Annotated in this window: 20 protein-coding genes; 10 read left to right on the top strand and 10 right to left on the bottom strand. The window is 35.3% G+C overall.

Annotated features, from left to right (window positions below):
* Positions 1-39: 39 nt before the first annotated feature.
* Positions 40-858 (bottom strand): 3-deoxy-8-phosphooctulonate synthase, encoded by an 819-nt coding sequence (gene kdsA / locus AACZ49_RS04555; RefSeq protein WP_339652129.1) that lies wholly within the window; start codon positions 856-858, stop codon positions 40-42.
* A gap of 76 nt (positions 859-934) precedes the next feature.
* Here kdsA and AACZ49_RS04550 point away from each other — a divergent pair, with 76 nt between their 5' ends.
* The 4 genes from AACZ49_RS04550 (at position 935) to AACZ49_RS04535 (ending at position 5,105) form a co-directional block, all read left to right on the top strand.
* Positions 935-1,516, top strand: a complete 582-nt coding sequence (locus tag AACZ49_RS04550) for a hypothetical protein (RefSeq protein ID WP_339652127.1) — start codon at positions 935-937, stop codon at positions 1,514-1,516.
* Positions 1,517-1,757: 241 nt separating this feature from the next.
* On the top strand, positions 1,758-1,937 hold the full coding sequence (locus AACZ49_RS04545) for a hypothetical protein (RefSeq protein ID WP_339652125.1): 180 nt from the start codon (positions 1,758-1,760) through the stop codon (positions 1,935-1,937).
* A 284-nt stretch (positions 1,938-2,221) separates the two neighbouring features.
* Positions 2,222-4,021, top strand: a complete 1,800-nt coding sequence (gene typA / locus AACZ49_RS04540; RefSeq protein WP_339652123.1) for a translational GTPase TypA — start codon at positions 2,222-2,224, stop codon at positions 4,019-4,021.
* A 295-nt stretch (positions 4,022-4,316) separates the two neighbouring features.
* Entirely contained in the window at positions 4,317-5,105 is a 789-nt protein-coding gene (locus AACZ49_RS04535; protein WP_339652121.1) for an SDR family oxidoreductase, read from the top strand.
* 52 nt (positions 5,106-5,157) lie between these two features.
* Here AACZ49_RS04535 and AACZ49_RS04530 read toward each other — a convergent pair whose 3' ends face one another.
* Positions 5,158-5,907, bottom strand: coding sequence for an ROK family protein (locus AACZ49_RS04530; protein ID WP_339652119.1), 750 nt, complete (start codon positions 5,905-5,907; stop codon positions 5,158-5,160).
* A gap of 135 nt (positions 5,908-6,042) precedes the next feature.
* Positions 6,043-6,351, bottom strand: coding sequence for a hypothetical protein (locus AACZ49_RS04525; RefSeq protein WP_339652117.1), 309 nt, complete (start codon positions 6,349-6,351; stop codon positions 6,043-6,045).
* 249 nt (positions 6,352-6,600) lie between these two features.
* Between AACZ49_RS04525 and AACZ49_RS04520 the strand changes: the two genes are divergently transcribed.
* Both AACZ49_RS04520 and AACZ49_RS04515 read left to right on the top strand, forming a co-directional pair.
* Positions 6,601-9,528 carry a PEP/pyruvate-binding domain-containing protein gene (locus AACZ49_RS04520; protein ID WP_339652115.1) on the top strand — a complete coding sequence of 976 codons (2,928 nt, stop codon included), beginning with the start codon at positions 6,601-6,603 and terminating at the stop codon, positions 9,526-9,528.
* Complete coding sequence (locus AACZ49_RS04515; protein ID WP_339652113.1) at positions 9,528-10,790, top strand: serine hydrolase; 1,263 nt, start codon at positions 9,528-9,530, stop codon at positions 10,788-10,790. The genes AACZ49_RS04520 and AACZ49_RS04515 overlap by 1 nt, the downstream gene beginning before the upstream one ends.
* Positions 10,791-10,909: 119 nt before the next feature.
* Here AACZ49_RS04515 and AACZ49_RS04510 read toward each other — a convergent pair whose 3' ends face one another.
* On the bottom strand, positions 10,910-12,256 hold the full coding sequence (locus AACZ49_RS04510; protein ID WP_339652111.1) for a Gfo/Idh/MocA family oxidoreductase: 1,347 nt from the start codon (positions 12,254-12,256) through the stop codon (positions 10,910-10,912).
* A gap of 26 nt (positions 12,257-12,282) precedes the next feature.
* Positions 12,283-13,257 carry a formylglycine-generating enzyme family protein gene (locus AACZ49_RS04505; protein ID WP_339652108.1) on the bottom strand — a complete coding sequence of 325 codons (975 nt, stop codon included), beginning with the start codon at positions 13,255-13,257 and terminating at the stop codon, positions 12,283-12,285.
* Between the two features lie 445 nt (positions 13,258-13,702).
* Here AACZ49_RS04505 and AACZ49_RS04500 point away from each other — a divergent pair, with 445 nt between their 5' ends.
* The 3 genes from AACZ49_RS04500 (at position 13,703) to AACZ49_RS04490 (ending at position 17,849) form a co-directional block, all read left to right on the top strand.
* Positions 13,703-16,330 carry a glucosidase gene (locus AACZ49_RS04500; protein ID WP_339652107.1) on the top strand — a complete coding sequence of 876 codons (2,628 nt, stop codon included), beginning with the start codon at positions 13,703-13,705 and terminating at the stop codon, positions 16,328-16,330.
* 86 nt (positions 16,331-16,416) lie between these two features.
* The gene (locus AACZ49_RS04495) at positions 16,417-17,229 is read left to right on the top strand and encodes a helix-turn-helix domain-containing protein (RefSeq protein WP_339628820.1); all 813 of its coding nucleotides are present in this window, start codon (positions 16,417-16,419) and stop codon (positions 17,227-17,229) included.
* Positions 17,230-17,303: 74 nt separating this feature from the next.
* A complete protein-coding gene (locus tag AACZ49_RS04490) occupies positions 17,304-17,849 on the top strand; it encodes a cupin domain-containing protein (protein ID WP_339652105.1) in 546 nt (181 codons plus the stop codon).
* A gap of 43 nt (positions 17,850-17,892) precedes the next feature.
* Here the strand turns inward: AACZ49_RS04490 and AACZ49_RS04485 are convergent, their stop codons facing one another.
* From AACZ49_RS04485 to AACZ49_RS04465, 5 genes are all read right to left on the bottom strand, one after another.
* On the bottom strand, positions 17,893-18,579 hold the full coding sequence (locus tag AACZ49_RS04485) for a hypothetical protein (protein ID WP_339652104.1): 687 nt from the start codon (positions 18,577-18,579) through the stop codon (positions 17,893-17,895).
* Between the two features lie 73 nt (positions 18,580-18,652).
* Entirely contained in the window at positions 18,653-18,973 is a 321-nt protein-coding gene (locus AACZ49_RS04480) for a CorA family divalent cation transporter (protein ID WP_339652103.1), read from the bottom strand.
* Positions 18,939-19,178, bottom strand: a complete 240-nt coding sequence (locus tag AACZ49_RS04475; RefSeq protein WP_339652102.1) for a hypothetical protein — start codon at positions 19,176-19,178, stop codon at positions 18,939-18,941. The genes AACZ49_RS04480 and AACZ49_RS04475 overlap by 35 nt, the downstream gene beginning before the upstream one ends.
* 108 nt (positions 19,179-19,286) lie before the next feature.
* Positions 19,287-22,103 (bottom strand): hypothetical protein, encoded by a 2,817-nt coding sequence (locus AACZ49_RS04470; protein WP_339652101.1) that lies wholly within the window; start codon positions 22,101-22,103, stop codon positions 19,287-19,289.
* Positions 22,104-22,131: 28 nt separating this feature from the next.
* Positions 22,132-23,037, bottom strand: a complete 906-nt coding sequence (locus AACZ49_RS04465) for a serine hydrolase (protein WP_339652098.1) — start codon at positions 23,035-23,037, stop codon at positions 22,132-22,134.
* A gap of 266 nt (positions 23,038-23,303) precedes the next feature.
* Between AACZ49_RS04465 and AACZ49_RS04460 the strand changes: the two genes are divergently transcribed.
* The gene (locus tag AACZ49_RS04460) at positions 23,304-24,365 is read left to right on the top strand and encodes a pyridoxal-phosphate dependent enzyme (RefSeq protein WP_339652097.1); all 1,062 of its coding nucleotides are present in this window, start codon (positions 23,304-23,306) and stop codon (positions 24,363-24,365) included.
* Positions 24,366-24,367: the final 2 nt, after the last annotated feature.

Here is a 24,367-nt window from a genome sequence, read left to right as displayed (position 1 = left end):
AGTTCGTCAAAATGGATTTTATAAGCGAAAAGATTTAAATTAAAACTGATTTACTACTGTTCTAAGTGCCACCAAATCGGTCAATAATTTTTTCATTAACCCTAAATCGAGCATATTGGCGCCATCACTTTTTGCATTGGCACAATCGAAATGGGTTTCTATGAAAAGTCCGTCAACACCTGCTGCTATTCCTGCTCTTGCCATAGTGCCAATTAATGCTGGTCTACCACCTGTTACTCCCGATGATTGATTTGGTTGTTGTAGCGAGTGGGTGACATCTAAAACAACAGGTGCATACTCTTTCATAGTGGGTACACCTCTAAAATCAACAATCATATCTTGATAGCCGAACATAGTGCCACGATCAGTGATAATTGCTTGTTGGTTACCTGTTTCGATAACTTTATTTACAGCATGTTTCATACTCTCGGGACTCATAAATTGTCCTTTTTTAATGTTTACAGTTTTGCCTGTTTCAGCAGCTGCAATCACTAAGTCGGTTTGGCGTGCTAAAAAAGCAGGAATTTGTAGCACATCTACATATTCAGCGGCCATTACAGCATCTTGTTCTGTATGAATATCCGTTACGGTGGGAATTTTAAATGTTTCGGAAACTTTCCTTAAAATTTTCAATGCCTTTTCATCTCCAATACCCGTAAATGAATCTAACCGACTACGGTTTGCTTTTTTAAAACTTCCTTTAAAAACATAGGGAATTTTAAGGTCATCTGTTAGAGTTACAATATGCTCCGCAATACGCAGTGCCATATCTTCACCCTCAATGGCGCATGGGCCAGAAAGCAGAAAAAAGTTATTTGATTCAGTATGCTTTATTTGGGGAATTTTAATCAAGTCCATATCATAAATTTTATATAAAGATAGTACTATTCCACCGTTTTGTTTTTAGTTTTAAGTACAACAACCGCCTATTTATATGAAAAAAGTTATTGTATTATTAGTGCTTTCTGCCTCTTTTAATGGATTTTCTCAAGTTAGAGAAATTGCTGAAAAAGGTTCGGGAATTATTAATCTTGAACCGCATCAAGTAACATTTAACTTGGTAAATCCTGGTATTAGTTATGAAATAGGATTATTTAGAAATGTAAGTGCCTCGGGTGCCTCAGGTTTTGGTTTGGTCAGCTATGAAGAGGGTTATGCTTTTGGTTATGCTTTACATAATAGGGTCAGGTATTACCATAATTTTAATAGGCGATTGGATATGGGTAAAAACGTATCCGGAAATTCTGGAAATTATATAGCCTTGTCGAATACAATTTTCTTTTCTCAACTGCGAGTAGCAACGGATATTGAGGGACCTAAGGATTTTAATATTGGGTTTTATGGGATGCTTTATGGTATTCAGCGTACTAATAACAATGGCTTTAATTTTAATGCGGAGTTGGGTGCTGGTTATTATTTAGGCGATGGTGTGCCTAGTGGCTATGGACCACTTATAAATTTCAGCTTTGGCTGGGTTGCTACAAAACGAAAATCTAGAAAACCAGTTTTTGATTAAATAAGGTCTGATTTTTGACACCTACTTTAAAGCTGTTAAATTAATCTATACCATAAGAAAAACCATAATTTGAGTTATTTTTTTTATGCTTGGCGTTAATCCTTAATGCACAAATAAACAAAGAAGTAAAAGACGGACTTTTTAAATTTAATGTACTGGCGCCAAGTGTGTCTTACGAATTGGGTGTCGGTTCTAAAACTACGTTGAATTTTGAAGTTTTTTAGGTTTTGCACTTAACGGAGTGTCTGACAGAGAAACCAATTTCGGTCTTTACCCTGGTATAGGCGCAGAATTTTGGTACTTTAATAATTTGGAAAGGCTATTATTACAAGATAAAAATATTTCTGGAAATTCAGGAAACTACCTTGGGTTTTTAAATCAGTTTCAATTCGGTCAACCTATTTTAGGAGATTTAGAATAGGCATCAGAGTACTATTATAATCTTGCTATTGTTTATGGTATTCAGCATACTAGGTCTATGGGTTTCTATTGAGGTATTTCTTTTGGACCTGGAGTTTTTGTTGATGAAATTGATGCAACGCCCGGAATTTTAATAGATACAAGATTAGGTTGGGTGATAAGATGGAGGAAAAAAGTAGGTCTTACTTTAGCAGAACCCTCTCAAAATCAATAAGATAAAAATAACATAAGTTTAAGTGTAGCTATTAAAAATTGAAGTATCTTTGCACGCTTAAAATAGACCTTATGGCCACTACAAAAAATATTGCGATCATTGCGCACGTTGACCACGGTAAGACCACCTTGGTAGATAAAATAATGTACCACTGTAGCTTGTTCCGTGAAAACGAGAATACAGGTGATTTAATTTTGGATAATAACGATTTGGAAAGAGAACGTGGTATTACCATTACTTCCAAAAACGTTTCCGTTATATATAAGGATACTAAAATAAATATTATTGATACTCCTGGTCACGCCGATTTCGGTGGTGAAGTTGAGCGTGTATTGAACATGGCAGATGGTGTTTTGTTGTTGGTAGATGCTTTTGAAGGACCAATGCCACAAACGCGTTTTGTATTACAAAAAGCAATTGATTTAGGTTTAAAACCTTGCTTGGTTATCAATAAGGTCGATAAAGAAAACTGTACACCAGAAGAAGTACATGAAAAAGTTTTTGATTTAATGTTCGAACTAGGTGCTGAAGAATGGCAGTTAGATTTCCCTACGGTTTACGGTTCTGCAAAGAACAATTGGATGAGTGAGGATTGGAAAAACGAAACTGATAATATCGAGCCTTTGTTAGATATGGTTATTGAGCACATACCAACATTCATTCCGAAAGAGGGTAATACTCAAATGTTGATTACATCTTTAGATTTCTCTTCATTTACTGGTAGAATTGCTATCGGTAGATTACAAAGGGGTACTTTAAAAGAAGGACAACAAATTTCATTGGTAAAACGAAATGGTTCTATCGTGAAATCAAAAATCAAAGAATTGTACGTTTTCGAAGGTCTAGGTCGTAAAAAAGTACAAGAGGTTGAAACAGGTGATATATGTGCATTAGTTGGTGTTGAAGGTTTTGAAATTGGTGATACTGTTGCTGATTTGGAAAATCCAGAAGCATTAAAAACTATTGCTATAGACGAACCTACAATGAGTATGTTGTTTACCATTAACGATAGTCCGTTTTTTGGTCAAGATGGTAAATTCGTTACCTCAAGACATATTAAAGATCGTTTGGCTAAAGAATTGGAAAAAAACCTTGCTTTACGTGTAAATGAAACTGATAGTGCAGATAAGTTTTTAGTTTTTGGCCGTGGGGTATTACACCTTTCTGTACTTATAGAAACTATGAGACGCGAAGGTTATGAATTACAGATCGGGCAACCACAAGTAATTATAAAAGAAATTGATGGCGTTAAATGTGAGCCTATCGAACATTTAACAATCGATTTACCGGAAGAAGTATCTGGTAGAGCAGTTGAAATGGTATCTATTCGTAAAGGGGAGATGACCAAAATGGAAGCAAAAGGTGATCGTATGTTATGTGAATTCCAAATTCCATCACGTGGTATTATCGGTCTTCGTAATCAATTATTGACGGCAACGGCTGGTGAGGCTATTATGGCACACCGCTTTTTAGAATATCAACCAATGAAAGGTGAAATTCCACAACGACAAAATGGTTCGTTGGTATCTATGGAGAAAGGTAAAGCTATTCCTTATTCTATTGATAAATTACAGGATCGTGGTAAGTTTTTCGTTGATCCAGGGGAAGATATTTACGAAGGTCAAGTAATTGGTGAAAACTCTCGTGGAGATGATATGACCGTGAATATTACCAAAACCAAAAAGCTATCTAATGTACGTTCTTCTGGTGCAGATGATAAAGCTAAAATTGTACCGGCAATTAAGTTTTCATTAGAGGAAGCTTTGGAATATATTCAAAAGGATGAGTATGTGGAGGTTACTCCTAAACATTTACGTCTTCGTAAGATTTACCTAACGGAGAATGACCGTAAGCGTAACAAAATAGCATAAGTATTAGAGTCCCTTTTCTTAAGGCACTTTTTTTACTTTTTAATGTAAAAGCCACCTTTTAAGGGTGGCTTTTTTACTTTACCGTTTCTGCGTATCCTAATTCACATATCATTTTTTGAAATTACTAGACCGATTTCATGGTGATTAATACGGCTTGATTAAGAAAAACGCAAAATTTTAAGATAGATTTTCTTACTTCCTTAATAATGTGTCCATCTCACATTTTTCTTCGTTTCTATATAGAATTTTATCTAATTTGAAGTAGAATTTAAACTCACCTCAAACTATCACTATTATGCAACTAAAAGATAAAAATGTACTTATTTCAGGCGGTACTCGTGGTATTGGAAAATGCATGGTTCAATACCTAATTAAAGAAGGGGTGGCCAATATTGCCGTAATTGCCCGAGACAAACACCACCTTAAGGAATTATCATTAGAATATCCAGAGGTAAATTTTATAAGAATTGCCGGCGATGTGGCCAATATTGAAGTTTTACGAGATGCTGCGGCACGTATAGAAGATAAATGGGGTCATTTAGATATACTGATAAATAATGCCGGTATTGTAGCTGCTGGTCCATTAGAGGATATACAGGATGAGGATCTGTATGATCAAGTAGCGGTAAATCTTACTGCGGTAATGTTATTGACCAAATACTGTATTCCACTTTTAAAGTTTTCCGAAGACGCCTATATCTTAAATATTTCATCGGGATTAGGATTGATTGGTATGCCTTTTTACGCAGTTTATGGCAGTACTAAAGCAGCTATTCGTCAGTTTTCAGATTCAATGAGAAGAGAATTGGCACCTTTTAAAGTGTCGGTTACCTGTGCTTTTCCAACAGCTACCGATACCGATATGATGCAAAAATTTAAAGGTAGAAAAATGGATTCGCCAGAGTTTGTGGCCGAACGTTCATTAGAAGGATTATTTAATAAAGAGATTCAAGTTATTTTTGGTGGTGAGGAAAGACTTAAAGAAAATCGTTTGAATTTTGAGGCTCCAGAAGAACTTGATATTCTTGTGGCACAAAATTATGAACAACGAAAAATAGCTAGTTTAGATCATAAAGCCGTGTGATTTATATTACATAATCAATAAAACGGTAATTAATTATGTCATATTTTAATCGTTATGCCTTCTTTGCTTTGTATTGTGAAGCTACAGCAGCACCTATAATGCCTGCATGATTTTGTAATTCTGCAGCAATGACCTTGGTTTCGATTTTTATTTGAGATTTAAACTGTTCGAAGTCTTTTGATGCACCTCCACCAAGAATAATTAAATCTGGAGATATGATTAATTCAACATATTCTAAAAATTTATTGAATCTCTTACCCCATTTTTTATAGGAAAGCTTTTCTTTTTCCTTTGCTGAACCCGCAGCCCATAATTCAATTTTTGAATATTTTTTATAAGGAATTTGGCCAAGTTCAAAATTAGGAATCAATCTGCCATCTAAAAATGCACCACTTCCAAGTCCAGTGCCAATTGTGATCATAACGACCAAACCTTTTTCGCCTTTACCAATACCATAATTCATAGTGGCGTAACCAGCTGCATCAGCATCATTAATAACCGTAAAATCCAGTCCGGTTTTTTTTTCCAATAATTCTTCAACATTAACTCCTAACCAGCTAGGGTCCAAATTACCAGTAGCTTTACAAACACCGTTTTTGATGATGGTTGGAAAACCACAACCCACTTTGCCTTTGTAATCGAAGTGGGCAACAATTTCTGCAATAACATCGGCCATTGCATCTGGAGTTCGAGGAGTAGGAGTCGGAATTCGAAAGCGTTCAGAAATCATTTCTCCTGTTTCCGAATCAACTAATGCTCCTTTAATTCCAGAGCCACCAACATCAATACCAAGTAAAATCATTTTATTTTTTATTATCAAATACAAAGAAACGAAAAAGAATCGGCTCTTCGAAGTGGGTTTTTATGGAGATATATTTTATATGATTTAAAAAAATCCGAGCACAAATTAAAAGGACTTTTACGTCCTTTTAATTTTTTATTCTGGTATTAAAAGCGCTATAATCGTACTTACTTGTATTTCTTCATCAAGTTCATCCATTTCTGTTTCTACGATGAAAGTGATAATAAATTGTTTGCCAATATATGTTTTGTCAGTTAAATTGTATTTATTGCTAACCTCCTCCGCCACATTGGTAAACTCTACATTGTAGCCGTCTTTATCTGTAAAAACATATACCCCATCTTCATAACTTACAAAGGTTCCGTTCATTTTTTCGGTATCTTGGCAATAAACGCTTGTGAATGAAGTAAGGGCTACGAATAATACTACTAAAATTGATTTCATTTTTTTAATTATTTAGTTTAGTTGTAATTTTTTTGATTGTTTTTTTAGTTACTAAAAGTTGATACAAATGAACTATAAATAGTTGAATCACAATTTATTTTATCATTTTATTATGAAAGATTTTTATATTCTTAAATACCTGTATTCCAGCGTACTAATTTTAGTATATTGAAATAAAATAATTTATAAACACATAGGTTTGTAGTTCAATTTGATACTACCTTTGATGAATAATTCAACACCATTCAATTGAAAAATAGAAAAATATATTCCTTTTATAGAATTCTTTTTGTGGCATTTTTTGCTGCAGTCCATATTTCTTATTCCCAATCACCATTGTTTGCCGATAATATTAAGACATTGGTTGAAAAATGTAAGAATGATATACGCGGACCTTATAAAGATATTCGTTGGTTTTGTACAGATGGCAGTGTAAGGCAGCCAAAAGACCCTTGTCCTGATAATATTGGGCCTGGGGTTCAGCATGCAAGATATAAAGATGAAGTTATTGCCTTGGGTAGAAGCAATCATATCTTTTTAGGTCAAATTTTAGCCTATTCAACAAATGATGATTTATGGGATATGGACCATAATCATTCTCGTTTAAAGCAATACCAATTAGATAAATATCTTCGTCTTATTGATGACGGCTGGGTGAATCAAAAAGGTCAATTTTATAGAGGCTCAGTTCAGGTAGAAGACGAAGAAGCTTGGGGTATCGGTTTTTATGAATGGGTTTTAGCAAAAGATGTTGTGGTCGCTGACAATTTTTACTTTCTAAGACAATCTTTAAAAGACATACCTCATAATGGTGATGATAATGTAGCACAATTAATGCGCAGTGAATCTAAAGTTATTTCGGATATCTATGTACCTTTTATGGATTTGAGGACCAAAATTCATAGCCAGCCTGAAATATCGGATATTCAAAAAGTATTAGATTTTAAAGCCAATAATCAGAAGTCTTTAACTGCTGATTTAAATAAAAAAATAGATGGTCTTGTGGTAACCATGCAAACCTTTTTCAAGCCAGTTGATGTTCAGTCTTTGTGGAATGAATCGAAAATGGTAAAAGGCACCAATTTAGGAAGTAAGGTACAAGCTTTTATCGAAGGGAAGGCTACTAATGAGACACCTTCATATTTGGTTAATGAAGCGGCGCAGTTGCTTTTAGATATTCGAGAAGGATTATTGGAAGAAAAACGACCAATGGCGCGTTTGCAATTATTGGATATTTCTTTAAAACTAGAAGAACTATTATTTCAAAATGCACCAAATTGGGAGCCAACTACTTTAAGCGGGCAATTGGAAAAAATATGTGCACTAACTACTGCATCAGTTGGTGCTGGATATTTAGAGTTGTGGGAATGGGAACAAATCTCTGGTACCTTAAGCAAGTTCGGTCAAGATCAATTAAGCTTGGCAGAATTAACCCAAATTTTGGAGACGGCAAGAGCCGCAGTTGAATGGAGTGCAGCAATGGTAAAAGCTAATTACCAAGAGGTTGTAGATATCTATGCAACTTTTGAACCAAAATCATATGCTTTTATTGATGACCGAATTAGAGGTTCTGTTGCTTTACATTTAGGAAAAAGTGTTGGAGAATTAGGCGATTTTATTGCTAATGAATCGGCGCTTACCAATATGGTAATGGATATTTCGAATCAAAGTACGTTTAGAGGATTGAATCCTGGGTATGCATTTGGTGAATTGGTGGTAGTCGATGGTGCTTCTGAAGATATTGAAGTGTCTTCTGATAAAATTTATATTTTTCAACGTTCACCGTCAGATTTAAAGCCTGTTGCTGGTATCGCAACAGTTGCAGAAGGTAATATGGTTTCTCATGTGCAACTATTGGCACGTAATTTAGGTATACCGAATGCTGCATTATCTGATGCGAATCTCCAAAGCTTAAAGAAGTATGACGGTGACAGAGTTTTCTATGCGGTTTCGAAGAAGGGAAATGTGATTTTGAAGCCTGAATCTCAAATGACAGATCAAGAACGTGGACTTTTTGTAAAGAAAGAGCGTAATACAGATAAGATTGAAGTGCCTATTGAAAAAATTCAATTAAAGAATACCGATGTTTTGAATATGCGTGATGTAGATGCTAGTGATTCTGGTGCGTTATGTGGTCCAAAAGCGGCAAACTTAGGGCAATTAAAAAAAATGTTCCCAGAGCAAGTAGTTGAAGGGTTAGTAATTCCTTTCGGAATTTTTAGAGATCATATGGACCAACAAATGCCTGGTGTCGATAAATCGTATTGGGAGTATTTGAATGCCATGTTCATTGAAGCAGAGCGTATGAAAAATACTGGTATTGCTGAACCTGAAGTTGAGAATTATCAATTGCGACAATTAGAAACTTTAAGAGATGCTATTAAGAAAATGCCTTTAAAAGCTGATTTTATGAATCAATTGGAGACGAAGTTTAAAACGGTTTTAGGCTCCGATTTTGGAAAAATTCCGGTGTTCTTGAGAAGTGATACCAACATGGAAGATTTGAAGGATTTTACCGGTGCTGGACTAAACCTTACATTATTCAATGTTTTGGATAAGGAGAAAATATTAAATGGAGTAAAAGAGGTTTGGGCATCACCATATACAGAGCGTAGCTTTAAATGGCGCCAAAAATATTTATTGAATCCTGAGAATGTGTTTCCTTCTATTTTGGTGATACCAAGTGTTGATGTAGATTATTCCGGAGTATTGATAACTAAAGGGATCAATTCTGGTAATGACAAAGATTTGACTGTTGCTTTCAGTAGGGGTGCAGGGGGCGCCGTTGATGGGCAATCGGCAGAAACCTATACTATTTATGATGCAGGTGGCTATAGATTGTTAGCTCCTGCGCGAGAGCCTTTATATAATATATTACCCGAAACTGGTGGTACCGGCAAGAAAGTTGCTACATTTCAAAATAGGGTTGTACATGAGAAGAATTTAAATGAAATTAAGATTTTGGCAAACACTATTCGTAAGACCTTACCTAAAGCTACAAATTCAGATTATGAAGGTGCTTATGATGTAGAGCTTGGTTTTAAAGATGATAAATTGTGGTTGTTTCAAATTCGACCTTTTGTAGAGAATAAAAAAGCGGTGAGTTCAGGATATTTAGAGTCTATAACTCCTATAATTGATACAGATAAAGAAATCTCTTTAAGTTCAAAATTATAATGAAGAAAATTTTAGTATTACTGATTGTAGTATTTACGGCTTCCGCATTTACAACATATAAGTACTACCCTATTGACGGATACGAGCGTACGGGCATTAAACGGTTAAAACGTTTAGAGTTAATAAAAAGTGGTGAAATTAAGGACGCCACAGCACTACCGGCTGGGGCACTCAAATCTTATAGCGAAATTCAATTGAACTTGCTATCAAGAAAGAACGATAGCGCTATGGGATTAATGCAGGTGAATGAGGATTTTCAAAAGGAAATCAATGCACTGTTTCGTGGTTTGGATAAAAGCTATTCGTTAACGGTATTGGATATATCAGATCCTAAAAATGTACGGTATGCAGAGCGTAATGAAACGGCAGGCTATCAACCAGGTAGTGTAGGTAAATTGGCAGTTTTAAACGGATTGTTCACTCAGTTGGCAAAAATATATCCAGATTCGTTCGAACAAAGAACTGAACTATTAAAGAATAAATCCGTAAAAGCGGGTGTTTGGGGACTTACCGATGAACACACCATCCCTATCTTTAATATCGAAAAGAATACACTAGTAAAACGCCAAGTAATCGCGAGTGACGTATTTACCCTTTATGAATGGACGGATCATATGTTATCTGTAAGTAATAACGGTGCAGCAAGTATCGTTTGGCGGGAAGTACTTCTAATGGCTGCTTTCGGAGATAAATATCCTGATTTGACGCCTGAAGAAGCCGATACATATTTCAAAGAAACTCCGAAAAAGGAATTGACCGACCTCGGTAACGATGTAGTTAATTTACCACTACGTGATTTAGGAATCACTGCAGACGAATGGCGTTTAGGTAGTTTTTTTACCAGAGGGGCAAATACCTATGTAGGGGATAAAGGCGGAAGTATAGGTTCTCCACAAGGATTAATGAAGTTCTTGGTTCAGTTAGAACAAGGCAATGTTGTTGATGAGGCCTCAAGTTTAGAGATGAAGCGGTTAATGTATATGACAGATCGACGAATACGGTACGCACAATCACCTGTTTTAAAAGAAGCCGCTGTATATTTTAAATCGGGCTCTTTATACAAATGTGATAGAAGTAAAGGTGAAGCTTGTGGAAAATATATGGGTAATGTTACGAATTTCATGAATTCTGTTATAATTGTTGAACATCCCAATAATTGTCGATATATGGTGGTATTGATGACCAATGTACTACGGAAAAATTCTGCCAGCGATCACATGTATTTGGCTGGGAATATAGATAAGATAATACGGAAGGGGTAAGTATTTGTAATAATATATGTTATTACCGAATCTATTCAAATTCTAATTGAAACAAATTGCGGAAAAGTCATATAGACATTTCCGCAATTTGTTTTTCATGAAACTTAATTTTCGGTTTTCTAGCTTAGTACATTGGTAACGCCAGGGGTGGGAATTGTGTACTTTCCATCTTGTCCTGGGACACTTGGTGGCGTGGAATTCCAAGTAAGTTCACTAGGCATCAATAATTTTTCAGATGCCATAGCATCCTCCCAAGTAATCACCTTACCAGAATAGGTTGCCATGCGGCCCATAATAGCAGTCATAGTACTTTTAGCACCGTTTTCAGTATCGCTAATTACTTCATTGTTACGAATCGATGCAAATAATCTATCATGTTCCACTTGATAAGGATTAGGGTCGTTTCGATTACGGTAGTCGAACATTTTTTCACCGTCTAGGCCTATAATACTTGCAGCACCAGCGTCATTCATATCAATACTGCCTTTTGTTCCTTGAAAGTTTTCGCCTACTTTAGACCAAGTACCAGGTTGGTGACGACATTGGCTAGCGATTACGGCCCCACTAGGGTATGTAAATTCTACAAAATGATGGTCAAAAATCTCACCATGGTCTTTTCCTGTTCGAACCAATCTACCACCCATTCCTTGTGCAGAAATAGGGTATTCACCTATAAACCAGTTAGCGACATCTATATTATGAATATGTTGCTCTAGAATATGATCACCACATAACCAATTGAAGTAATACCAATTACGCATTTGATATTCTAGTTCGGTTTGGCCTTCTTGTCTTGGTCTAACCCAAACGCCCCCACTATTCCAGTATACTTGTCCTGATACTATTTTGCCAACATCACCTTGCTTTATTTTCTCTGCAATGGCTAAATAATTATTTTGATAATGACGTTGCAGACCTACAACCACATTCAGCTTTTTCTCCTTGGCAATTTTCGCCATTTCTAAAACCTTGCGAATACCAGGTGCATCTGTGGCAACTGGCTTCTCCATGAAAACATGTTTGCCGTTATTAATAGCGTACTCAAAGTGATAAGGTCTAAAACCTGGTGGTGTTGCTAAAATAACAACATCAGCCTGGTCTATTGCTTTTTTATAAGCATCGAATCCAACATATTTATGGGCATCTTTTACATTTACTTTTTTAGTGCCTTCGAATTCTTTTTGTAAATTCAGTAGACTATTGTCTAATTGGTCTTGAAAAGCATCTGCCATGGCTACCAATTCTATGTTTTCATCTGCTTTTAAAGCTTGGTTGGCTGCGCCACTACCACGACCACCACAACCTACGACAGCTAGTTTTAGTTTTTTGTTGTTAAAGACGTTTGCCATCGCACTCATCTCTAATCCTGGTAGTAAAATTCCTGCACCCACAAGGGCTGTGCTTTTGCAAAAATCTCTTCTTGAGTTTTCTGGTTTTAAACTGTTTTTTTTGTTAGAGTCATTCATGTTGTTTGGTTTTAAGGTTTTAGGGACTATTCGCCCCAATAGGAGTTGATTTCAGTTTCTTTTGGCACATTTGGATCTCGTATAATTCTAAAGCCAACAAAAGGGGCGTCAGTATTCCACCATTTACTTTTTGGGAATTGCGGATCTCTCATTTTCCAATTCTCATTAGAGCCTAAACGAGCTGCACTTCTTAAATATTCAGCATCGTCATAATAAGAACCACCGCGCACAGAACGTGGGTATTCTTCCTTAGCAATTTCAATAGGTGATTGGGTTACGCCATCTCTAGTAGTATAAATTTTTGGGATATATTGGTCTAACGTCCATTCAGCCACATTACCATGCATATCATATAACCCCCATGCGTTAGGTTTTTTTTGACCTACTGGGTGGTAGGTGTCTTCACTATTCTCATAAGACCATGCATACTGTTCAAGCATTTTTGGGTCATCACCAAAGTGGTAAGCGGTAGAACTTCCTGCACGAGCGCTATATTCCCATTCCGCCTCTGTTGGTAATCGATAAAAATGCCCTGTTTTTGCTGATAACCATTTGCAAAATTGAGATGCAGCGTAATGTGTTACATTGCCAACAGGTAAACCTTTACTTGTTCCCATGCCAAGACTCATGTCAACATAGGGTATGGTTGCGCCAGAAATAGCATCAATTTCAATTTCTAATTCTTTTGCTTTACTGATAGGTTCAATACTATCTATTGCTCTGTTTACGAATAGATTGTAGAGCTCCCATGTTATTTCATACCTAGACATCCAAAAAGAATTTAATTTCACTGTATGTACAGGGCCTTCATCTTCACCTCTTTTTTCTTCGGTTGTTATACTTCCCATCGAAAAGCTTCCAGCAGGTATGGCAACCATTTCAATACCTAAATTTGAACCTCCAATAGATTGTGTGTAGTCTTGATATATTTCTTCTTGTGAATATAAATGATTCATTAAAATAATGCACAGAAGGGTAATAACACGTTTTGATAAATTCATATCTTAAATATAAGATATTATCAAGAATAAATTCATAGGTAAAAATCGGTTGTTATAACATATCCAAACAAATAGCTGATGCCTTTATTGAGTTACCTTCGAGTTTAAAAGCTGATTCTATTCTCAATAAAAATATAAACAATGAATAATTATAACAAATTGTTATTTATTAAGTATTTATATAATCGTATACTGTTGCCTGTTTAATAGAATAACTGTTAAATATTAAAAAGTTGATAATGTATCAATAGTAATTCTAGTGATTAACTAATATTATACATTTGCTTAGAGCGTTTGTCAATCAAATGCTGCAACAAGTAGTATTTTTATTGTTATTTCCTTTGGGATATAATAATTTGGCCAATTTTTTAGGCTCCCTACAACATGATCGTTTACAGGTGCCTATGTTGAATTAGAGTAAAAGGTATAATTTATTAAAGACTGTATGATCCATAAAAATGCTGAGGAAGAAAGACTAGCCGTTGAGGATAATTATAAATATTGGAAGAGATGGGGCCCATATTTGGCAGAAAGGCAATGGGGAACCGTAAGAGAAGATTATAGTGAAAATGGTTATGCTTGGGATTTTGTCGACCATGACAAAGCTCGTAGTAATGCATATAGGTGGGGAGAAGAAGGTATTGGTGGTTTTTGCGATTCTAGAGAAATACTTTGTTTAGCACCTGCTTTTTGGAACGGTAAAGATCCAATTTTGAAAGAGCGGTTATTTGGGTTGACCAACAATGAAGGCAATCATGGTGAAGATGTAAAGGAACTTTACTTTCATCAGGTTTCTACGCCAACACATTCGTATGCAAAGTATTTGTATAAATATCCACAAAAGAAATTTCCATATGCTGAAATACTAAAGAAGAATAAAGACCTTGGAAGAGAGCATTCTGAATTCGAATTGCTTGATACAAAAGCTTTTGATAATAATACATATTTCGATTGCTTTATAGAATATGCCAAAGAAGATGTAGGTGATATTCTTATGAAAGTCACTGTAATAAACCGAGGGCGAAAGACAGAAAATATTCACGTATTGCCACATCTTTGGTTTAGAAATTTCTGGAAACATAACGACCGTTTTGAACGCCCAGAAATGAAGTCTATTTCAACCTCTACAGTACAAAGTAGAAGTACAAGAAATGGTAGATATTACTTTTATCATGAAGGTGGCGAACAACTGTTCTGTGAAAATGAAACAAATAACAAAAGAATCTATAATGTACCTAATGAAGTCGAGTATGTGAAAGACGGTATTAATGACCATGTGGTTAATGGACTAGATACCGTAAACCCTGCGAAAAAAGGTTCTAAGCTTGCGATTTGGCATAAATTACGTCTTAAGCCAGGTGAGGAAAAGATAATTAAAGTTCGATTGAGCAAGAAAAAACTTGCCGACCCATGGAGTACATACGATGCTATTTTTGATAAAAGAGTTAAAGAATGTGAAGAGTTCTATGGTTCTATTTTAAAGAAAGAATTACCGAGCGATCAACAAGAAATTGCGAGAAAAGCTTTTTCTGGCCTTCTTTGGACCAAGCAGTTTTATTACTATGACGTTTACAAATGGTTATTCGGAGGCCCCGGGGAATTAAAACCTTATCGTAAAGATTCACGAAATATACATTGGCAACACTTAACGAATCGCCATGTTATTTCAATGCCCGATAAATGGGAGTACCCTTGGTATGCTGCGTGGGATCTTGCATTTCACATGGCTTCTTTTGTAGAAATAGATCCTTATTTTGCAAAAGAGCAACTGCTTTTGGTGTTGCGGGAAGGCTATATGCACCCAAACGGACAAATACCTGCATATGAATGGAATTTTAGTGATGTAAACCCTCCTGTGCATTCTTGGGCTGTTTGGAATGTGTATGAAAAGGATAAGAATCGTAAAGGAAAAGGTGACACCAAATTTCTAGAAAAGGCTTATCAAAAGTTACTTGTCAATTTTACTTGGTGGGTAAATCAAAAAGATAAAAGCGGAACAAACCTTTTTGAAGGCGGTTTTTTAGGGCTTGATAATATTGGTGTTTTCGATCGTAATCATATGCCAGAAGGTATTACGCGCATGCAGCAAGCAGACGCTACTAGTTGGATGGCCATGTTTACCTTGAATATGTTGCGTATGACAATAGAGTTGGCAATAGTCAACCCTATTTATGAGGATAGTGTCGCGAAGTTTTTCAAGCATTTCTTGAACATTGCTTGGGCAATGCACCATATTGGACAAAAAGAAATTTCATTGTGGGACGATGTAGATAACTTTTATTATGATGTTGTTGAAATGTCCAATGGAACTACTGATCGTTTAAAAGTTCGGTCATTGGTAGGTATTATACCATTATTCGCCGTTGAAATTATTCATAAAGATTTATTTGAAGAACTTAAACATTTCAAAGTTAGAGCTGCTGAAATTATACGTACTCGTCCTGATTTAGCATCATTGGTTTCAAATATTGAAGAGTTTAATGAAGATGGCAATTATCTGTTCTCTATTATGAGAGGCTTTAGATTAGAAAAATTACTTTATCGTATGTTAGATGAAGATGAGTTTTTGTCTGAATTTGGAATTCGTTCTCTTTCAAAGTACCATGAAAAGCATCCTTTTGTATTTCAACATAATGGATATCACCAAATTCAATATGAGTCTGGAGAAAGTCGTTCAAACATGTTCGGTGGCAATTCTAACTGGCGAGGTCCTATTTGGATGCCCTTGAATTATATGATTATTCAATCGTTACGAAAGTATTACTTGTTCTATGGTGAGCAATATGTATATGAATTTCCAACAAGATCAGGTAATAAATTGAACTTGAACGAGATTGCCAATGAGCTTTCGAAAAAGCTTATAAAACTATTTCAACCCAATGCTGACGGTAAATTTCAGTACCATTCTGAAGATGTAAATAAGGTGTTTACTAAAAATGAACATTTTAAAAATGAGCATTTCTTTTATGAGTTTTTTGATGGGGATTCTGGTAAAGGTCTAGGAGCATCACATCAAACAGGCTGGACCGCTTTGGTAGCCAACTTGATTATGGAGTTGGAGCAGAATTCATAAGCAGAGAAATTTTAAATTTTGTATATTAGAATACTAATAGGCTATGTCCATTAACATGGCCTATTATCTAAATCAACATTTTACTGATGAAAAACGATACAATTAATATATCGAAAATAGTCAAAAATGTTTCCCACTCTACTGATGATTCTGACTATGCTGTTTGTTGGGTCAAGGACGAAATTAAAGGCGTTGAGATAGATGGTGTTTTATATCCAAACATATCAAATTCTATTTTTTTCTTGGATAATAAACTACAATGGAAGCTTTATACTAGAGAAAATAGTGTAAATGCAGGGTATATACTTCAATTGTCACAGGAGATACTTAGCAATCCATTGTTGAGCAAACTTCATATCAACCAAGTAAGATTGTTTAACTCCGGAACCATTCCGCTATTTAAATTAAGTCCGGGTATTGAGAAACGAACCCAAGCTATCTTAGAAATGATAGATGAGCTTTTGGGTTCTCATCTAAATAATAAGGAGGATGCATTAATTTCACTACTAAACACCTTCTTTGTATACTGCGATGGTCAATGTAATATAAAATCAATCATTGAAAAAAACCAAACAAAGGCAAACATTGTATATGCGTTTAAGCAGTTAGTAGATAAGAATATCGTGAAATCTCATGAGGTAGGGTACTATGCGTCACAACTTAATATATCTGCAAAATATTTGAATGAATGCGTTCAAGAAGTGCTTAATATAAGCTCTAAGAGTATAATTATTGAACAGTTACTGATTCGTTCACGTCATGCTTTAAAATTCACCAATAGAACGATAAAGGAGATAAGCTATGATTTAGGTTTTTCTACTCCAGATTATTTTAGCTATTTCTTTAAGACCCAAACGGGAACCAACCCTTCTGCACTAAGAAGAAGCAGAAGTTCTTAAATTCAAAGTTTATACCGTGGTTTTCACATTTTAACCGATTTTCTTTATTCCTAATTTGGTGCAAAATTAAAATCATGGATAGAAAACGTTTCATTAAAAATTCAGGAATAGGTTTGGGAATAGCATTGATGCCTGGTGTACTACTTAGTCAACCAAATTTATTTTCAACTCCTCATGTTTCTCTTAATGACCCAAAAGTGGTTAAAGATGATGATGGAGATGTACTCAATGTTATCGGGGATGTACAGACCCATAAATTGGTGGGCGCAGACACAAACAATCAAATTGTGGAATGGGTGGACAATGTTGCTCCAGGTGTAGGAATACCTCCGCATATTCATACCAAGGAAGATGAAATTTTTAGGGTGGTTAAGGGAGAAGTGGAAATAACCGTAAAAAATAAATCCACCATCTTAAAAGCGGGTGATATTGCTTTTGCCCCAAAAGGTATAGCACACGCTTGGAAGGTTGTAGGAACAGAAAAGGCAAAAATGATTACCTCCGCTTTTCCTGCAGGTATTGAGTTTGTGTTTCAAGAACTGGCACAATTACCTGCAGGACCACCGAATTTTGAAAAAGTAGCGGAAATTTGTGGTAAGCAAGGAATTACTTTTGTGTAATTAATAAATTGGGTGAAAGGTGTTTTAGTTTTTTGCTTATGAATTATAAATCATCAGCATGGGTTTCTGCTTCAAACCCATCTACATATTTTAAATCTTTAAACCAATAATGGGAAGAAATCACATCAGCAATTAATTCATTATTGTCATTTTTATTTATTTTCAATTGCCAGAGAATGTCCTTTGCTTCTTGAAATTGTTCACCTTCAAGTTTATCATCGAAAAGGCGATTAATAACACTATTTTCCGGTAAGCCATTTGCCAATAAACGAACTAAGGGGGCTTCAGGATAATTTTCAAATAAAGTAAGACTATTTTTCGCCATTTCCTGAATTTTTATTTGAAATGAAACAGCTTCTGGATGAGGGAAAGTGCCTTCAAAGGCATCGTATAATAATTGATGCACGGCGAAAAATTCTTCATGTAGACTTAAATCAGCATATTCTTCCCATAACTTTTCTTCTAGCATTTCATTTGAAAGATTATCGATTTGACCCTTATTAAGTCTGTTGCCAAAAACATAGTTGAGTACAATTTTTGCGGCATCTTCTGGTTCATTATCCGTGAGGGACATTAAGCACATATCCTTTATTTCAGACTTTTCTAAACCGGTAAGATTATCAAAATCCATTAGGTCTAATAAATGAAGATATTTTGTTTCTGTCCAATATCCCGGTAATTCAGATATCGTTTTAAACGACACTCGAGTAACATTAAAAGATTTTTTCATAAAGAGAGTAATTAAAAATTAAAACCAGTTTCTTTTTTTTTCAACTAACACACCTAAAATATAGGTATAGTTGTCAATAACAATATCTATTAGGGCAAAGGTTAAATAGTCTGTCCAGCCATTTCGAATACGCATTCTGTTTTTTTTGAATTCGATCTCTAATAGGTTCAAATACATCAACCTTTTTTTCTTGAAAAGAAATCAATACGGTTTTCGTAAGTATCAAGCTTAAATTTTCAACAGGAAGCCTACTATCTTCTTCATTAAGTTGAAGCATTTTTATGGAAATAAAAATACAATTATCGAATTCTTGAACCGTAGGTCTCGATGAGGTATTCATAACATTTGCCAATACGAGTTCATCTAGTTGAAACCCTTTTGCAATGTCTAGCATTAGCTCTTTGTAATGTAAACCATCTATATTTAACCAAGTAACCGTTTTTTTTTTTTTTGCCTTGGTATGATATGGCTTCGGTAATATCCTTTAAAGGCAGCTCATTTAGATTATTCGCATCAAAATCGATTACTCGAATTAAGACTTCGTCTATCTTCTTTTCTCCCACCGTAGAAGAGTTCGTCAGGTGCCCTACCGATTTCATCTTTACTCTTTTTAATAAATCTTGCCATGCTATGTTTTTTTGTAATCAGCCATACCAAATAGTTAATAAGGTACAAGAAAATTTAATAGTTGTGAAAACAATTGATGACTAAGAGTCACTTATGGCGGTAAATGCCTCTAATGCAAAACTTCTAATTTTTGGGTCGGCATGGTTAAGATGTTCTTCTACAAAACTTAAATATCGCGGTTCTTTTTGTTGTGCTATGAGGTATAATACTGCCAACTTAATTTTTAGGTCGTTACCCTGTAACAACAATTTAAAACACTCCAATTCGGAGGGAATTTTATGTTTAATTTTTTGAAGCTCTTCTTCTGATGATATATCAAGGGCTGATTCTTCAATGATAGGTAGCAGCTTGCGCTTAAGCTCACCTGTTAGCAGGTTGTCTAAAAATTCAATGGCATTGTGCTGGGCCTCTTGTTTATGGCTTAAAAGACCTTCATAGGCAATGGCAACATCTTTTTGTTGGTAGCGTAAACCTAATAATTTAAATATGCGCTCTAAACCAGAATCTAATCTGCGTTCTAAAAGTTCTAAAAGACTGGTTCGCGCATCTCGTTCAGCATCGCCAATTTCTTTTTTAGACTTGGTTCGGTTTCGATAAGATATAATTATTTGGGTATGCATGGAAGACAATGTTTGATGATGCAACTTACACTCATCAAATATTACCGACACTACTTTATAACGATTAAATTTTAACTGCGGATGTGTTGTTCGAATAGCGCTTAAAGCTCGTACGACTTCTAACCGAACCGTTAAATCATTATCTGTTAAGATTCCAAGCAATTGATGAACGGCTTCCTTTGAATAAAAAGATTGCATGGCCATAGGTATAAACCGAATCACGGATAAAGGTTGCAGCCTTTCTTGAACATTCTTACGAAGTAAAGGTAGTATTTGAGGGCCATACTGCTTAAACGCTTCAATAACTGTAGGTCTATATTTTTTTTGTTCTAAAAACGGAATAATATGTTGGGCTAAAATAGGATCCATTGTACTTCCGATAGACTTGATGGTGGTCATTACAATTTCTTCATTTTCATGCTTTAAAAACTCAATGAGCTTACTGTGATAAATTGGTAAGTTCGCAACTCCCAATATGTCTATCACGGTTTCTAAATTGCTAAGGTTATCTGGATTCTTATCAATAGAAACGAGCGACTTTGAAATTCGGTCAGATAACGAATAGCGCTGTTTTAAAGAATAATTATGTTTAGCTTCTCTTGCCAAACAAAATAAGGCTGCCGAAGAAATGCGTTGATTTGAATTTTCTAAATAAGCGTCGAATACGAACGATTTGTCTTTATGGGCAAAACTTAAAATGTATGCTAAGGTGGCAATGGTCAATTCTCTATCTTCAATTTTTAAAAGCTCAGAAACTTCAGAGGTCATACTTTTTGAATTTAAAAAGTATAGGTTTTGAATAGCTGATATTTTCACTTTGTTACTTGGGTGCTCTAATAATAACGCAACATCATCGGTAAAACGCTTATCATTGATTTCCATTAATTTATCGAGCATGAAGAGAATTTGCTCTTCACTACCATTTTTAAAAACGGTACGCATACCGGCAACTACCGAAGTTTTAGAAGCAGTGATTTTTTTTGTCTTTTTGAAAGTATCGGTTAAGACCTCTAGGTTTGTTCTAAAGGTTTTGTAGTATTCTATTCGTACTTTATAAATGAAATACAACCAAAGGCAGACAAGTACAATAATTAAAATACCTATGTAAAAAGAAGGAAGGTCAAGTCCTCGTACAACGAAAATTAAAAGACAACCGGCAATACCTGTAGCCAAACTATCTATAACAACATCGATAAACGATTTGGTCCTATTCTTTAAATCGAATGGTAGGGGTAATGTCAATAGTTCAGAGGCACTCTTGTGAATAGACTGTTTAAGTATTCCATCCATAGCCTTTATCACTACCACAGCCGAAAGTTCTGGCAAGAGAAGAAATAATATACTTCCGCTAAAAATACCAATAGGCAATAAAAGTAATGAAAAACCAACGCCCCAAATACCTACAATTCTATGGGTGAAAAATAATTGAATGACCAGCGATAATAGATTGAATGTTGAAAACCAAAAAGCAAAAAAAGAGGTTAGATCATCGGCATTGGTTATCGAAGATGATGCAAATTCACTAAATAGATAATCGACAAGCTTTGCGACAACAACACTTACGGCAACAATACTTGCTATATAAGTGAGATGTTTAGATTTTAAAATAAGCTTTAGAGGTGGTTCTGTATTATTTACCGGATTCTTATGCTTTCTAAAAGAACCATTTTTCTTGACCCTAATATTCCAAATCTTACGAAGCAATGGTATGCAAAAGAATAGGAGCAGCGCAGCCACGAACATCAAGTTTTCATTACCAATAAGTGGCGCAAGAATAGAGGTGAGATAACCACCGAAAATTCCACCAATAATGGCCCCAGAACCTATAAAGCCAAATAATCTTTTTGCTTCTCTAATACTAAAGACTAAATTGGCTAATATCCAAAATTGAGAAGCGGACAATACTGCATATATCGCTACCCATATGTAAAAGAAGTAAAGTAATACACCACTAACTACATGTAGCGACAATAAAATACCTAACCCGATAAGAATTATGATAGAGCTTATAATAGTTACCTCAATAACTTTTTTAAGCGATAACCGAGAAACTGCTTTTGAATAGAAATATGAGCTTGTTACTGCCGTAACCGCAACTAATAAGAAAGCAAATGGTAATTGCTCAATACCTAATTCTGAAAGAAAGAGTGCATTTACCGTTGGTTTGATAATCAGCAATACAGCAATGACCAAAAAGATATAGGTGAGCATCCAAAGAGATACTTTGAACTCACCTTCCCTTACATCAAATACTTTTTTAATTAACCTTTCTAACATCAAGAACTGGAAATCTAAATTCCAAGACCTAAAGTACTGGCTTTTTTAGCACCTTTTCTATTGGTTTTACTAAATCTCTTATAATTTGTTCACCGTTGGCGTCATCTATTAGTGCTACTAGAATGTATCTTCTATTGCTGTCCTTACCCCAAACTAAGATAGAATCGGAATGATAAGTTCGCCATGAACCTGATTTTCTGAACAATCTTGCATTGGGAGCAATTTGGTCTAACGTGTTTACAAATTTATGGTGCAATTCTGGATCCTCCATTATGTCTAGCATTTGTTTTGAACGCTTCTGATTCACCAATTTTCCGTTAGCCAATAAATAATAATACCTACAAACTTGAGTAACAGAAGCCGCATGGCTTAAGTTCTTTAATGGCTCACGATTGGTGTCGCCACCACTTCCATAGCGTTTGCCAACCCAGAGTCCGCCACCTTTTTGTTCGTCGTAGAAAGCATATTTGGGGTCAGTCATTACGGCTTCTAATTGTTCATATCCTACGCGATCAATCATTCGCGTAGACGCAGCATTATCGGACTTGCTGATCATTAAGCGCATATCTTTTTTTACTTCAGCAGTTTCTTTCAATTCACCTTTTTCAATAGCATCCATGGCAGATAATAGAATGGCAATTTTAGGTAGACTTGCGGCGTACATCATATGGTTGCCATTAACTCTGGCAAAACGTACGTGTTCTGGATCACTTAAGTCAACAAGGCCAACGGCCATTTTCTTTTGTATTATAAGGTCATTCCATTCTGGGTGCGACGCTAGCTCATCTCTTAAATTGGTTTGTAATGAACTATCTAATAGTTTTTGTAGAGGTTTGATCTTCGAATTGTCTATTCGTAGGGGTAACTCATCTTGCGCGTAAATGGCAAAACATAATAGGAGTGAAAAAAGTAAAAAGAATCGGGTTGATTTCATTGATTTATGCTTAGTTAAAAATGTAGTCAAAATTAGGTAACGGACTGATTAGCCCAATGTTAATTTTTGCTGCCCTCGGATAATTAAAAAATTCAATAAACACGCCATATGTCTTTGATTACTTAAAAATCCTATGTTAAAATTTTAAATATTTTCAGAGAAAATAGTACCTATGTATCCCTTTTTTAAAAGTAAAATTTCGCTAAAATATAAAAGGAAAATTAAAATAATTACTGTATATTAAAAAATGGATTTTAAAGAAACTTATGGATCTTAAAGACGGCGTTAAAACGGCTGAAAATAAAGTGTCTAATGAAGCTCGAAGATTGAGTGGAATAGTTAAGGATACGAGCAAATCAATAGTAGATCGGCTAGAGTGTTTCGAAGACATCATAAGTTTAGAAATTGGTGATACAGGATTGAGTCGTGCAAAGACTTTAGAACGTGAGTTTGATCTTCGTCAATTGTACATTAAATATGAAGGCGATAACCCCACTGGTACCCAAAAAGACCGAATTGCATTTGCCCAATCGTATGATGCATTAAGAAGAGAATTTAAAGTGGTAAGTTTAGCTACCTGTGGTAATTATGGTGTGTCCATGGCCTTGGCTTCTGACTTAGCAGGCATTGCTTGTAAAATTTATATACCAGAAACGTATCATACAGATCGTATAGTAGAAATGGAAACCTTGAATGCTGAAATTATTCGTATTCCTGGTAGTTATGAAGATGTGGTCACGGAAAGCTCAAAATTAGCGGCTGAGTATGGCTGGTATGATGCCAACCCAGGCGGTGCAAATACACCACTTCAAATATCTGCTTACGCGCAAATTGCTCAAGAAATTTTTGAAGATTTAGGGGATGCCCCAAAATACTGTGCTGTTCCGGTTTCCAACGGAACCTTATTTGCAGGAATTTATAGAGGTTTTGTAAATCTATATAAAAGAGGCAAAACTTCTCGGATTCCTAAAATGATCGCTGCTTCATCTTCTCATAAGAATCCGATAGTGGAATCTTTTTTATTGGGATTAGACCATTGTAAAGATTTGAATCCTAAGGCAATTAAAGAAACAAAATATAATGAGCCGTTAATTAACTGGCATAGTTTTGATGGGGAAGAGGCCTTATATGCTTTACGCGAATCTGAAGGTGAGGCATTTAATATAAGTGATAAAAAATTAAAGGAGATGGCCTCCTTGTTATATAAAAAGGAAGGATTTCGAATTCTACCTGCTTCAACAGCGGGACTCATTGGACTTCTGGAATTAGATAAAAAATTAAATTTTGAGCCGGATCGTTTTGTGGCTGTGCTTACTGCAAAAAATTAATA

This window comes from uncultured Maribacter sp., from assembly GCF_963975365.1.
Classification (GTDB): Bacteria; Bacteroidota; Bacteroidia; order Flavobacteriales; family Flavobacteriaceae; genus Maribacter.
Note: the sequence above shows the minus strand (reverse complement) of the source record. Positions and strands in the feature narration are given on the sequence as shown.